The sequence below is a fragment of the Methylobacterium sp. EM32 genome, assembly GCF_040593685.1.
In the GTDB taxonomy this organism is placed as follows: Bacteria; Pseudomonadota; Alphaproteobacteria; order Rhizobiales; family Beijerinckiaceae; genus Methylobacterium.
Window position 1 is genome coordinate 1 of sequence record NZ_JBEXZS010000205.1, and the last position, 13527, is coordinate 13527.

A 13527-nucleotide genomic window follows, 5' to 3' on the forward strand; every position below is an offset into this window, starting at 1 on the left:
GGCGGATGGGGATCGGGGGCTCTATACACCACGGCGCCGGGTCTTGCGGGCCTAAGGATGCCGCATCCGACAGGGTCGCATGATGCGCCTCACGCCCCATATCACGCGCAGGGTTTCGCACCCGCGCCCCGGACGGTAAAGCCGCACCGGACCAGCCCGAGGAATTGTCTCGCGATGACCGGCACCACCCGCACCAGCGCCGACCTCGATCCGCGCCGCCGCCGCACCCTCTACCGCTCCTGGCACCGGGGCACCCGGGAGATGGACCTGATCATGGGCCGCTTCGCGGATGCCGAGATCGGGACGCTCACGGAAGAGGAGCTCGACGATTTCGAACTCCTGATCGAGGTGCCGGACCGCGACCTCTTCCGCTGGATCACCGACGAGACCGAAGCCCCGTCGAACTACGACACGCCGGTCTACCGCCGGATGAAGGCGTTTCACCAGCACGGGGCGCCGGTGGATCTGTGAGGCGCCACGCCCAACCCTCCCCCCTCTGCGGGGGAGGGTGCCCGGCTGCGAGTGCGAAGCACTCGTGCGCCGGGCGGGAGAGGGGCAGCGCGACGCCGATCCAGGTGGCGCCCTTCATGACGGTCGCGGCCTCTCCGGAAGCGGGGTCCCCTCTCCCGCCCCACTCCGTGGGGCACCCTCCCCCGCAGAGGGGGAGGGTTCAAGCCCGCGCCTTGCCCTGAGTCGCTGCGCGACCCACGAAAAAAATTCCTGCGCGAGCAGGCCCCGCTGAAGACCCAACAAAAAGCCGATGGCCAAGCCCGCTCCCAAGCCCCCTGCCCCGCCCGCCGCTCCGAAAAAGCCTCCGGCTGCCCGCTTCGCCCTGCCGAAATCCGCGGCCCTGACGAAGGCCGTGGAGGCGCTGAAGGCCGGCGACAGCGCGACGCTGGCGCGCGTGCCGGACGGGTTCGACGCCCTGGTGGTGGCCGACCTCGCCCGGGCCCTGTCGCAGGTCGCGGAAGGGCCGGCGGCGCTGGTCCACGTCGCCCGCGACGGCACCCGCTCGGCGGCCTTCGCCAGTGCGCTCGCCTTCGTCGCCCCCGAGATCGAGGTGATGAGCGTCCCGGCCTGGGATTGCCAGCCGTACGACCGGATCTCGCCGAATCCGGCGATCGCCGCACAGCGCATGACGGCGCTCTCGCGGCTCGCCCGCACCCGCTCCTCGGCCGAGAAGCCGCGCATCCTCACCACCACGGTCAACGCCCTGGTGCAGCGTGTGCCGCCGAAGGCGCGCATCGCCGTCGAGACGTTTTCCGCCGCGCCGGGCAATGCGCTGGACACCGACCAGATCGTTGCCTGGCTTGAGGCCAACGGCTTCCTGCGCACCGGCACCGTGCGCGATACCGGCGAGTATGCGGTGCGCGGCGGCATCATCGACCTGTCGCCGCCGGGGCTGCCGAACCCGGTCCGCCTCGACTTCTTCGGCGACACCCTCGAATCGATCCGCGCCTTCGATCCCGAGACCCAGCGCACCATCGGGCAGCTGCGCTCCCTCGATCTCGTGCCGATGAGCGAGGTGCAGCTCACCACCGAGACGATCCGGCGCTTCCGCCAGGGCTACGTCACGACCTTCGGCGCTGCGACCCGCGACGACCGGCTCTACGAGACGATCAGCGAGGGGCGGCGCTATGCCGGCCTCGAGCACTGGATGCCGCTGTTCTACGACCACCTCGACACGCTGTTCGACTACGTCGCCGGCGTGCCCCTCGTCCTCGACCATCAGGCCGACGACGCGGTGGCCGAGCGCCTGTCCCAGGTGCAGGAGTATTACGACGCCCGCTGCGAGGCGCTGAAGGAGCGCCAGAGCGGCACCGCGCCCTACAAGCCACTGAAGCCCGACGCGCTCTACCTCTCGCCGGACGAGTGGGCGAAGCGCAACGACGGGGCCACGGTCGCCCGTCTCGCCCCCTTCGACGTGCCGGAGGTCTCCGGCCGCCGGCTGATCGATTGTGAGGGCGTGCCCGGCCGCAGCTTCGCCCCCGAGCGGGCGCAGGAGGGCGTCAACGTCTTCGACGCGGCGGTGACCCATGTCCGCGACCTGCAGGGAGCGGGCCACCACGTCGTCCTGGCGGCGTGGTCGGAGGGGTCTCGCGATCGGCTCTGCGGCGTGCTCACCGAGCACGGTCTGCCGAAGCCGAAGAGCATCACGCGCCTCTCCGACATACTGGCGATGAAGCGCGGGCAGGATATCGGCGTCGCGATCTGGGGCCTTGAGGCGGGGTTCTCGGCGGGTCAGCTCGCCGTGCTGGCCGAGGGCGACATCCTCGGCGACCGGCTGGTGCGGCCCAAGCGCAAGGCGAAGCGGCCCCAGGACGTGATCCTGGAGGTGCAGGCGCTGGCGCCCGGCGACCTCGTGGTCCATGCCGATCACGGCATCGGGCGCTTCGTCGGCCTCAAGACCGTGACGGCGGCCGGCGCCCCCCACGACTGCCTGGAGATCCAGTACAGCGGCGGCCTGCTGCTGCTGCCGGTCGAGAATATCGAGCTTCTGACCCGCTACGGCTCGGAGGATGCCGAGGTCGCCCTCGACAAGCTCGGCGGCGGGGCCTGGCAGGCGCGCAAGGCCAAGCTGAAGCGCCGGATCATGGAGATGGCCGGCGCCCTCATCAAGGTCGCGGCCGAGCGCTTCCTGAAATCGGCGCCGAAGATGGCGCCGCCGGAAGGGACCTATGGCGAGTTCGCCGCCCGCTTCCCCTACGAGGAGACCGAGGACCAAGAGGCTGCGATCGCCGCGACGCTCGGCGACCTCACCTCGGGGCGGCCGATGGACCGGCTGGTCTGCGGCGATGTCGGCTTCGGCAAGACCGAGGTGGCGCTCCGCGCCGCCTTTGTCACCGCGCTCTCCGGCAAGCAGGTGGCGGTGGTGGTGCCCACCACCCTGCTCGCGCGCCAGCACGCCCGCACCTTCGAGGCCCGGTTCAAGGGCCTGCCGGTCAACGTCGCCCAGGCCTCCCGCTTCGTCGGCAATGCCGACTTGAAGAAGGTCCGCGAGGGGCTGGCCGACGGCTCGATCGACATCGTGGTCGGCACCCACGCCCTCTTGGCGAAAAATATCGCCTTCAAGGATCTCGGCCTCATCATCGTCGACGAGGAGCAGCATTTCGGCGTCGCCCACAAGGAGCGGTTGAAGGCGCTGAAATCCGAGGTGCACGTGCTGACGCTCTCGGCGACGCCGATCCCGCGCACGCTTCAGCTCGCCATGACCGGCGTGCGCGAGCTCTCGATCATCGCGACGCCGCCGGTCGATCGTCTGGCGGTGCGCACCTTCGTGATGCCGTTCGATCCGCTCTCGATTCGCGAGGCGCTCTTGCGCGAGCGCTACCGCGGCGGCCAGGCCTTCTACGTCGTGCCGCGCATCGAGCACCTGGAGGAGGTCAAGCGCTTCCTCGACCGGGAGGTGCCCGAGGCCAAGGTGGCGGTGGCCCACGGCCAGATGGCGGCGGGCCAGCTCGAGGACGTGATGACGGCCTTCTACGAGGGCCAGTACGACATCCTGCTCGCCACCACGATCGTCGAATCGGGCCTCGACATCCCGACCGCCAACACGCTGATCGTCCACCGCGCCGACATGTTCGGCCTCGCCCAGCTCTACCAGCTGCGCGGCCGCGTCGGCCGCTCCAAGGCCCGGGCCTACGCCCTGTTCACGACGCCCGAGGGCAAGACCCTGACGGTGCAGGCGGAGCGCCGCCTCTCGGTGCTGCAATCCCTCGACACGCTGGGGGCCGGCTTCCAGCTCGCCAGCCACGACCTCGACATCCGCGGCGCCGGCAACCTGCTCGGCGACGAGCAGTCCGGCCACGTCAAGGAGGTCGGCTACGAGCTCTACCAGCAGATGCTGGAGAGCGCGGTGGCGGCGCTCAAGTCCGGCAACGCGCTCCCGACCGACGAGCAATGGTCGCCGACCATCGCGCTCGGCGCGCCCGTCACGATGCCGGAGGAGTACGTCGCGGATCTCTCGGTGCGGCTCGGCCTCTACCGCCGCCTCGCGACGCTGGAGAACGATCGCGAACTGGAGAGCTTCGGCGCCGAGCTGATAGACCGCTTCGGCCCGATGCCGCCGGAGGTCGAGCAGCTCCTCAAGATCGTGACGATCAAGATCCTGTGCCGCGAGACCAACGTCGAGAAGGTCGAGGCCGGTCCGAAGGGCATCGTCATGCACTTCCGCGATCGCGCCTTCGCCAACCCGGCCAAGCTCGCCGGCTACATCGCCGACCAGCGCTCCTTCGCCAAGGTGCGGCCGGACATGAGCGTGGTGTTCATCCGCGACCTCGCGACGGTGGCCGAGCGGCTGAAGGAGACCACCGCCATCCTGCGGGACCTGGCGAATCTGATCACGAAGAAGAAGGCGGCGTGAGGGGCGCGGGGTTGGCCAGAGGCCGCCCCGTACCCGCTCACGTTGGCCGTGGGGCACGGCGACTTCGTGCACCTCACAAAACTCCCGCCGCGCCATCGCTGCCACAGCAAGCCGCGAGGGTGATCGGGAGTTTTATGAGAGACACTTAGTCGACTGGCATTTGCGACAGACCCATATCCGGGCTAGAGCACTTCACGATCGCGTTGCAATCGCGAAGCTCTCTAGATCTTTGATTTTGCCGCATTTTCTACGACGAATCGGTGTCCAATTCGTCGGAAAATGCTCTAGCGATGACATTTCCGAACTGTTCGTCCGGAAATGGTAGACGCCAACTCCTGAGTTCTACCGCCCGACTCCCTGCGGCATCTTCACGATCTTCCCATCCGGCAGGATGATGTCGCCGGGGCTCTGTCCCGCCTCGCACGGGCCGAGATAGGCGGCGTCGATCACCATCTTGCGTCGGACGGGCTCCTTCATGTTGGGGATGCCGGTCAGGGTCGTGTCCACGTCCATATGGACCTTGCTGGTGAAGTCGCCGGTGATCACGCTCGTGCCGCTAGCCAAGATCGGGCCGATCTTGCACTCCGTCTCGCCCTTGTAGCCGGTACTCGTCTTGACGAAATCGCGCTTGGAGCACTGCCCGGCGCCGAGCGCGCCTTGCGCCAACTCATCCGTCTTCTCGTCGATGCACTGGCGGGCGGTCGTGTTGCCCTCCGCCGAAACGGTCTTGCTCTCCCACAGGCCGGCCTTGCGCGCCGGCAGCGTGTCGGCGACCGCCAGCGTACTCGCTGCGACGAGGACGATGCCGACGCTGAGACCGACGTATCCATCGCCAATGAGACGCACGGGCATGGAGCCTCCCTGAATCCGCGCGGCTCCCCGGCCGCCTCGGCGCGGAGGACTAACCCAAGAGGATTAGGCGCTCAAGGCCGCGCCGGAGTGCCGCCCGCGCGGTTCGGTTCTCCGCCGATTACACCGCCTGCCCCGCCGCGACCCGCAGGCCCGAGAATCCGATCAGCTTGCGGGCATCCTCGTCCCAGAGGGCCAGGCCGAGGCAGCGCAGGCTGTCGCGCAAAGTGAGCCGGCCGACCTCGCCGAGGGTCGCGTGGCCGTCCAGGCATTCCTGGAGACGGTAGTTCGGGATGCGGCTGTTCACGTGGTGGATGTGGTGCAGGCCGACATTGCCGGTGAACCATTGCAGGATCGCCGGCAGGACGTAGTACGAGCTGCCGCCGAGCGCTGCGCGGTGGAAGTCCCAGGCCTCCGGCCCTTCCCAGACGGTCTCCTCGTACTGGTGCTGGACGTAGAACAGCCAGCCGCCGATCCAGGCGGCGACGCTGACGACCGGCAGGAGCACCCACAGCACAGGACCGATCCCGCCGACCGCGACGGCGAGGGCGGCCACCATCGCGGCGAGCGCGAGGTCGAGGACGAGCACGTCGCGCCACGCGGTGCGCCAGGGCAGGCCGCCGCCGAAGGGAAACCGGTGCAGGACCAGGAAGTTGAGCGGCGAGCCGAGGACGATCAGGATAAACGGGTTGCGGTAGAGCCGGTAGCGCAGCCGCTGCCAGCGCGACAGGGCGAGGTACTCGCGCACGGTCAGCGTATGGATGTCGCCCGTGCCGCGGCGGCTGAGATCGCCGGTGGAGGCGTGGTGGAGGGCGTGCGCCCGCTTCCAGCTGTCGTAGGGGGTCACCGTCAGGAGGCTCAAGCATCGGCCGAGCGCGTCATTGGCGGCGCGCGAGGGCAGGAACGAGCCGTGTCCGCAATCGTGCTGGATGATGAACAGCCGGACCAGCAGGCCGCCGGCCGGGACGGCGAGCGGAAGAACCCAGAGTTGATGGCCGTACGCCGCCGCCCAGAGCATGAGCGCGCAGACGGCCAGGTACGGCAGGAGGGTGTTGGCCACCTGCCGGAGGGCGAGCCGCGGAACGGGGTCCCGGTAGGCGGCGCAGTGGCGAGCCACCTCGCGCGCGAGCGCCGCGACGTCGATCCGGGACGCCTCGGTCTCGGTCCGGCTCAGGGCGGCAGGGTTCGTCGTGCTGTCTGTCACGGTAGGTCGGCAATCCTGGCTGGTCGGTCGCGCACGATGGGCCTCGACGAGGTGTGACATCCGCGCGCGGAGACCGGCAGCGGACGGAGGAGCTCCGGCAGCGCCGAACCCGGGTGGGGGTGATCCACGATCGAGGAGAGGGGCAGAGGCCGGCCGGAACGGCCGGGCCGCTGCCGGATGGGATGATCCCCATAGCATCAATCGCGCCGGCAGGGAGGGATGACCGCGCGACGGATGCCGCGGCATGGTCGTCCCTGCCAACCGGCCGCGCTCCGCCTTCCGGACGGTCGCAGGCCGACGGCACGGAGGCTCTCAGAACCGCGCGATCACCTGTACTTCCCGGACGTGGGGGCGCACCTCACGACTCTTCCTGCCGCGCCGACGCCGCCACGGCGAGCGGGAGTTTCGTGGGAGACGGTCAGGCGTCCAGGCGGTCCCGCGCCGGCATCGTCGCCGGGCCGGCCGGGGTCGGTCCGACTTGCGCGGCCCGCAGGCCCGCCGCCATCGCCTGCAGGCGGGTCTGCGGATCCTCGGGCTGAATCACGCCGGCCGACATCACCAGCTTGGCGGCATCGTCGACGCTGATCGACAATTCGATCACCTCGGCGCGGGGCAGGTAGAAGAAGAAGCCGGTGGTCGGGTTCGGGGCGCAGGGCAGGAACACGCCGACATGGTCATGCTCGGATCCGAGCGCCGTCTGCACGTCGGGCCCGGCCGGGGCCGACAGGAACACGATCGACCACGTGCCCTTCACCGGGAACTCGACGAGGCCGACGGTGCGGAACGAGGTGCCACTGGTGGAAAACAGCGTCTCGAACACCTGGCGCAGGCCGCGATAGAGCCCGGAGATCACCGGCGTGCGGGCGAGCAGCACCTCGCCGAACTCCACCACCGAGCGGCCGACGAGGTTGGCGGTGAGCGCGCCGAGGGTGGTCAGCGCCACGAAGGCGATGACGAGGCCGAGGCCCGGCACGCTGAACGGCAGGTAATGGTCCGGCAGGTAGGCCGAGGGTACCAGCGGCTTGACCCAGCCGTCGATCAGGCTGATGCACCACCAGGTGATGTAGATCGTGATCGCCAGGGGGCCGGCGACGATCACGCCGGTGAAGAAGTAGTTCCGCAAGCGACCGCGGACGCTGACCCGCTTGCGGGTGCCCGGCGGGTCCGGATCGGGGATCAACGGCGAGGTTTCCGACACGATCTGCGATTCTCGACCCGGGCAGGCGCCCCCTGCCCTCGAAGAGGTAGCGGTTTGCTGCGCTGCGCTCAAGGCGGGGAAGACCCTTTGTCGGTCCGGCCTTCGACGGATCCGGCCGCCCTGCGGGCGGTCCTGGCCCGGGCGCTCGCCGATCCGGCGGTGACCTGGAGCCTCGGCGGCTATGGGGCGGGCGCCACCTTCCGGCGCGATCCCGGCGAGCCGGCGGAGCCCCCGTGCGGCGGGCGCCCCGGCCTCGTCACGCCCCGCGGCGCCCTGGTCCTGGAGGAGGCCGACACCTTCGTGCCGGTGGCCTACGAGACGGCGCTCGGCGGTGATGCCTGGAGCCAGGCCCTCGCCCTGTGCCGGCCGCTTCCCGACCTGCCGCCCTGCCCCGCCCCTTTCGTGAGCGAGCGCGGGCCCGACGACGCGGCGGCACGGTCCGAGGATCGCGAGGGGGGGCTGTTCTGCCTCGGGCTGCCCTCGCGCCAGGTCCGGCTTCTCGCCCGGGTCCGGGGTGCCGCCATCCCGGCCTTGCGCGCGGCCTGCGGCCGCCCGGCCGATGCCGCCCTCTGGGAGCGCCTGCCGGCGCTCGGGGCGATGCTCGTGGCGGCCTCAGACCGCGCCCGCATCGAGGTCCGCCTGCCCGATGCCCATCCGGGACCGCGGGCGCAGTGGTTCGACAAGCTCCTGCGCCAGGGCCGCCTGCACGCCGCCACCGCCCCGATCCCGGCGGGCCTCGCCCCGGTGATCCACCTGCACCCGCCCCATCCGCTGACGGAGGGCGGCTACGACCGGGACCGCCACGCCACGTTCCAGGACTGGCTGGCGCGCTGGGGCGATCCGGCGCTGGTCGCGCTCAAGGCCCGCCTCCTCGCCGGGGAAAATGTGCCTTCGCCCGGGACGCGCGCGGCGCGGGCGGCGGCCCGGGTGGGGCTGGCGCAGCGGCGGTACCTGGCCGAGGTGGCGGACGGCACCGGCCGCGAGGGGCGGCCCTCGCGGGAGGTTTCCTGAATGCGAGAAGGCGGGACGCTCGCGCGCCCCGCCTCCCCTCCTCGATCCGTTCTACCTCAGTTGCTCGCCAGGTGCGGCACCGGATCGACCGGGGTGGCGCCCTTGCGAATCTCGAAGTGGAGCTGCGGCGAGGTGACGTTGCCCGACGCGCCGGACTTGGCGATGGTCTGGCCGCGCTTCACCTTCTCGCCGGGCCGCACGTCGATCTCGCCGTTATGGGCGTAGGCCGAGACGTAGCCGTTGGAGTGGCGCACCAGGACCAGCTTGCCGTAGCCCTTCACGTCGCTGCCGGCATAGGCCACGGTGCCCTCCTCGGCGGCCTTCACCGGGGTGCCCTCGGGCACCGCGATGTTGATGCCCTCGTTGCCGCTCGAGCCGTAGCCCGAGATCACCCGGCCGCGGGCCGGCCAGCGGAAGCTCGATTGCGGATCGGGCGCGGGCGCCGCCGGGGCGACGGCCGGAGCCGGGGCCGGCTCGGGCGCCTTCTCGGACAGGGCCGCGACCTTCACCGGTTTGACCGGCTCGGGCTTCGGCGCGGGCGCGGGCTTCGCCTCGGCGACCTTCTTGACCTCGGGCTTCGGTGCCTCGGCCTGCTTCGGCTCCGGCTTCTTCACCTCGGCCTTGGCCTCGACCTTGGTCTCAGCCTTCTTGGATTCGACCTTGTGGATCTCGGCCTTCTTCGGCTCGACCTTCGCCTCGGCGACCTTCCGGATCTCGGGCTTCGCCTTCTCGACGACCTTCGGCTCCGGCTTCCTCTCGGGCGCCTTGGCCGCCTTCGGCTCCGGCTTCTGGGGCTTGGCCGCGACGGTCTCCTCCTCGTCGTCCTGCTGGCGCGCGGCCACCTTGGCGACGGGCTTGGACTCCGGCTTGGCCTCGAACTTGGCGGCGACCTTCGGCTCGGGCCGCTGCGGCTTGGCGGCGACCTTCTCCTCGTCCTCGCGCGGCTCGGGCTTGCGGTGGTTGAGCTTGGCGGCGCGCTCGGCGGCGGCGGGCGCCACCGGCTTCGCCTCGGCCTGGCCGGGGCGGGCATGGGGCTTGCGGACCGGCTCGGGCTCCGGCTCGGGCCGCGGCGGCTCGCGGCGGACGGGCTCGGGACGGGCTGCCACCTCGGCGACCCGGCGCACCGGCTCGGCCGGGCGCGTCTCGGCGACCGGCACCCGCGGCGCGGGGGCCGCCGGCACGGCCCGGGCGCTCATCGCGGGGACGCCGCCGGCGTGGTAGACCGGGATCACGATCTGGCGGCCGGCGGTGACCTGCGAGGCGCTCGACAGGCCGTTGGCCTGGAGGATCGCCGCCGAGGGCACGCCGAAGCGGGTCGACATCTGGTTCAGGCTGTCATTGGCGCCGACCGTGATGGTGGTGCCGCCGGCGGCCGACCAGCCGGCCGGACCGCCGGTCACCGGGGCGGCCGCGGCGACGCGCGGCGTCTGCACCGGGGTCGAGACCTGACGGTTCGAGAGCGGTGCGGCGGCCAGCGGGGCCGAGAGCGGCCGCGACTGGATCGGCGACGAGCGTACCGCCGGCGCCACCGCCCCGCCCTCGGGCAGGCTGCCGGTGGCACCCGGATCCCCGCTCGCACTTGATGAGAACGGGTTCGAGAACGGGTCGAGCCGCACCGCATCGGTGCTGCAGGCCGCCGAAGCGCCCCCGATCAGCCCGATGAGGGCGAAGCGCGACAGCGCCCGCATCCCCTTGCCTGTCCCGCGTTCCGGCATCGACGCACCCGTACATCCACGCAACCGTATGACCTGGATTCAAAGCGGATTCAGGTTAAGCTTCCGTTGCGGGGCGGTATTTTGCCTTCACGCTGAGGGCCGGATTCCGGCATAGGCGGGTTGACCGGTGAGCCGGTCAGAGAACGGCCGCGAGGCCGGGCGTCAGCGGGCCGATGCGCAGCGGCGTCTCGCGCACCTGCCGCCACGGGCCGTCGGATTCCTGCGCGATGGCGACGAGGCGGGGGCCGGCCGGCGTGCCGAGCGCCCCGACGAGACGCCCGCCCGGGTTGAGGCGCGCGAGGAGGGTCTGGGGCAGGTCGGCGAGCCGGCCGTTCACGAGGATGCGGTCGAAGGTGCCGGCCTCCTCGGGCGGTGCGCAGCCGTCGGCGAGCCCGACCATCGCGGCGCCGAAGCCGAGCGCGTCGAGGCGCGAGCGGGCGTTGCGGGCGAGCGTGGCGTAGCGCTCCAGGCTGACCACCTCGGCGGCGCCGAGGCGCAGCAGCAGGGCCGTGGCGTAGCCCGAGCCGGTGCCGATTTCGAGCACGCGCGCCCCTTGCGGGTTCAGTGCCGCCAGCATCGTGGCGATGACGCTCGGCGCCGTCATGGTCTGGCCGCAGGGCAGCGGCAGGGCGAGGTCGCGGCGGGCGAGGTCGCGGAAGGCGAGCGGCGCGAAGGCTTCCCGCGGCACCCGCTCCATCGCGCCGAGGACCGCGGCGTCGCGCACCCCGCGGGCGCGCAGGCCCAGCACGAAGGCCGCGGTCTCGACCGCGCCGGACGCCGCCTCGGCATCCTCCCGTCCGGACCCGTCCGGCGCCTCCTCGTGGGTCACATCGACTTGGCTCACGCCAGGGCCTGGGCGAAGCGCGTCAGCGTCGGCTCGTCGGTGAGGTCGAGGCGCAAGGGGGTCACCGAGATCTTGCCGTCGGCGATCGCCTTCAGGTCGGTGCCGTGGCCCGGCTCGAACCGCGCCTTGGCGAAGGCGAGCCAGAAATACGGGTTGCCGCGCCCGTCGACCCGCTCGTCGATCGAGAGCAGGGCCTGGTTGCGCACCCCTTGCGCCGCCACCGCGATACCCTGGACGTCGTCGGGCTCGCAATCGGGGAAGTTGACGTTGACGAGGATGCCGGGCTCGATCCCGGCCTCCAGGATGCGGCGGATCACCGAAGCGCCGTGCTTCGCCGCCGTGTGCCACTTCACGTTGGCGCGCCCACCGATGCCGTAGGCCTGGCTCAGCGCCACCGCCTTCACCCCGAGGATCGTCGCCTCCATGGCGCCCGCGATGGTGCCCGAATAGGTCACGTCCTCGGCGACGTTCTGGCCGCGGTTGACGCCCGAGAGCACGAGGTCGGGCCCGTGCTCCTTCAGGATGTGGCGGATGCCCATGATGATGCAGTCGGACGGCGTGCCCTTGACCGCGAAGCGCTTCTCGCCGGCCTGGCGCAGGCGCAGGGGGTCGTTGAGCGACAGCGAGTGCGACACGCCGCTCTGGTCGGTCTCGGGGGCGACGACCCAGACGTCGTCCGAGAGTTGCCCGGCGATCTCCTCCAGGCAGCGCAGGCCCGGCGCGTGGATGCCGTCGTCGTTGGTGACGAGAATGCGCATCACCGGTGTCCTTCGATGCGGTTGAGCCCGCCCATGTAGGGCGCGAGGGCCGACGGGATCGTGACGCTGCCGTCGGGGTTCTGGTAATTCTCCATCACGGCGATCAGCGCGCGGCCGACCGCGACGCCCGAGCCGTTGAGGGTGTGGACGTAACTCACGCCCTTGCCCTCCTTCGGGCGGTAGCGCGCCTCCATCCGGCGGGCCTGGAAGTCGCCGCAGACCGAGCAGGACGAGATCTCGCGATAGGTCTTCTGCCCCGGCAGCCAGGCCTCGATGTCGTAGGTCTTGGCCGAGGCGAAGCCCATGTCGCCGGTGCAGAGCGTGACGACCCGGAAGGGGATGTCGAGGCGTTTCAGCACTTCCTCGGCGCAGGCCAGCATCCGCTCGTGCTCCTCGGCCGAGCGCTCGGGCGCGGTGACCGAGACGAGTTCGACCTTGCTGAACTGGTGCTGCCGCAGCATGCCGCGGGTATCGCGCCCAGCCGCCCCGGCTTCGGCCCGGAAGCAGGGCGTGAGGGCGGTGAAGCGCAAGGGCAGCTCGTTCTCGGGGAGGATCGATTCGCGCACCAGGTTGGTGAGCGGGACTTCCGCCGTCGGGATCAGCCAGCGGTTCGGCGCGCCGCTCTCCTGCGCCATCTCCGGCGAGCCCTGGACCGCCGCGAACTGGTCGTCGCGGAACTTCGGCAGCTGCGCCGTGCCGAACATCGCCTCGTCGCGCACGAGCAGCGGCGGCACCACCTCGGTGTAGCCGTGCTCGCCGGTATGCAGGTCGAGCATGAACTGGCCAAGCGCCCGCTCCAGCCGGGCGATCTGGCCCTTCAGCACCACGAAGCGCGAGCCGGAGAGCTTCGAGGCGGTCTCGAAGTCCATCAGGCCCATGGCCTCGCCGAGCTCGAAATGTTGGCGGCCTGCTTGCGCGAGACCCCGCCCCTCGAAGCGGCTCTTCTCGACGTTGTCGTGCTCGTCGCGGCCCTCCGGCACGTCCGGACCCGGGATGTTCGGGATCGCCGCCAGGCGCTCGGACAGGGCCTTGCCGGCAGCGTTGGCCGCGGCGTCGAGCGCCGGCGCCTCCTCCTTCAGCCGGGCGACCTCCGCCATCAGCGCTTGCGCCCGCGCCTCGTCCTTCGCCTTCTTGGCCGCGCCAATCTCCTTCGACAGGGCGTTGCGCTTCTCCTGGGCTCCTTGCGCCGCCGAGATCGCCGCCTTGCGCTCGTCGTCGAGGCCGATCAGCGTCGAGGCGAGCGGCTCCAGCCCGCGGCTCGTCAGGCCCTTGTCGAAAGCGGCCGGGTTGTCGCGGATGGCCCGGATGTCGTGCATGGCGCGGTCCGAATCGTTCTTCTCAAGGCGCCGGAGGGTCCGGCGATGACGCCAGGACGCTTTGCAGCATCGGCCCGGCGGCGACAAGGGTGGGAACGGGAGTGGTCCGCTCGACCTCGCGCGCGTCCGTGGTCGGTTCTTAAAACCCAAACCGCGGTAAAGGCTCGCACTTTCCCCTCCCCCTTGTGGGGAGGGGTCATGGGGATCGAAGATCCCACGTGGGGGTGGTGCAGAAGGCACCGCTGAGACTTCTCCGGCACCACCCCCAC

General features: G+C 71.0%; 10 protein-coding genes. 3 read left to right on the top strand and 7 right to left on the bottom strand.

Annotated elements, in window-relative coordinates:
• The first annotated feature begins 174 nt into the window (after window positions 1–174).
• Entirely contained in the window at window positions 175–471 is a 297-nt protein-coding gene (locus tag ABZT49_RS27270; protein ID WP_355290715.1) for a succinate dehydrogenase assembly factor 2, read from the top strand.
• A 289-nt stretch (window positions 472–760) separates the two neighbouring features.
• A complete protein-coding gene (mfd, locus tag ABZT49_RS27275; protein ID WP_355290717.1) occupies window positions 761–4363 on the top strand; it encodes a transcription-repair coupling factor in 3603 nt (1200 codons plus the stop codon).
• A 342-nt stretch (window positions 4364–4705) separates the two neighbouring features.
• Here the strand turns inward: mfd and ABZT49_RS27280 are convergent, their stop codons facing one another.
• The 3 genes from ABZT49_RS27280 to ABZT49_RS27290 all read right to left on the bottom strand — a co-directional run bounded on the left by ABZT49_RS27280 (window position 4706) and on the right by ABZT49_RS27290 (window position 7614).
• Window positions 4706–5215, bottom strand: a complete 510-nt coding sequence (locus ABZT49_RS27280; RefSeq protein ID WP_355290719.1) for a DUF3617 family protein — start codon at window positions 5213–5215, stop codon at window positions 4706–4708.
• A gap of 118 nt (window positions 5216–5333) precedes the next feature.
• A complete protein-coding gene (locus tag ABZT49_RS27285) occupies window positions 5334–6416 on the bottom strand; it encodes a fatty acid desaturase (protein ID WP_355290721.1) in 1083 nt (360 codons plus the stop codon).
• A 418-nt stretch (window positions 6417–6834) separates the two neighbouring features.
• Complete coding sequence (locus tag ABZT49_RS27290; RefSeq protein WP_407943579.1) at window positions 6835–7614, bottom strand: DUF502 domain-containing protein; 780 nt, start codon at window positions 7612–7614, stop codon at window positions 6835–6837.
• A gap of 87 nt (window positions 7615–7701) precedes the next feature.
• On the opposite strand from ABZT49_RS27290, the gene ABZT49_RS27295 reads away from it, so the two are divergent.
• Window positions 7702–8625: a DUF6925 family protein gene (locus ABZT49_RS27295; protein WP_355290725.1), complete on the top strand. Its 924-nt coding sequence runs from the start codon at window positions 7702–7704 to the stop codon at window positions 8623–8625.
• A gap of 56 nt (window positions 8626–8681) precedes the next feature.
• On the opposite strand, the gene ABZT49_RS27300 is transcribed toward ABZT49_RS27295, so the two are convergent.
• The 4 genes from ABZT49_RS27300 to serS form a co-directional block, all read right to left on the bottom strand.
• Window positions 8682–10313 carry a peptidoglycan DD-metalloendopeptidase family protein gene (locus tag ABZT49_RS27300; RefSeq protein ID WP_355290727.1) on the bottom strand — a complete coding sequence of 544 codons (1632 nt, stop codon included), beginning with the start codon at window positions 10311–10313 and terminating at the stop codon, window positions 8682–8684.
• A 163-nt stretch (window positions 10314–10476) separates the two neighbouring features.
• Window positions 10477–11184, bottom strand: coding sequence for a protein-L-isoaspartate O-methyltransferase (locus ABZT49_RS27305; protein WP_355290729.1), 708 nt, complete (start codon window positions 11182–11184; stop codon window positions 10477–10479).
• Window positions 11181–11942, bottom strand: coding sequence for a 5'/3'-nucleotidase SurE (surE, locus tag ABZT49_RS27310; RefSeq protein ID WP_355290731.1), 762 nt, complete (start codon window positions 11940–11942; stop codon window positions 11181–11183). The genes ABZT49_RS27305 and surE overlap by 4 nt, the downstream gene beginning before the upstream one ends.
• A complete protein-coding gene (gene serS, locus ABZT49_RS27315; protein WP_355290733.1) occupies window positions 11942–13258 on the bottom strand; it encodes a serine--tRNA ligase in 1317 nt (438 codons plus the stop codon). Before serS ends, surE begins: the two co-directional genes overlap by 1 nt.
• Window positions 13259–13527 lie beyond the last annotated feature (269 nt).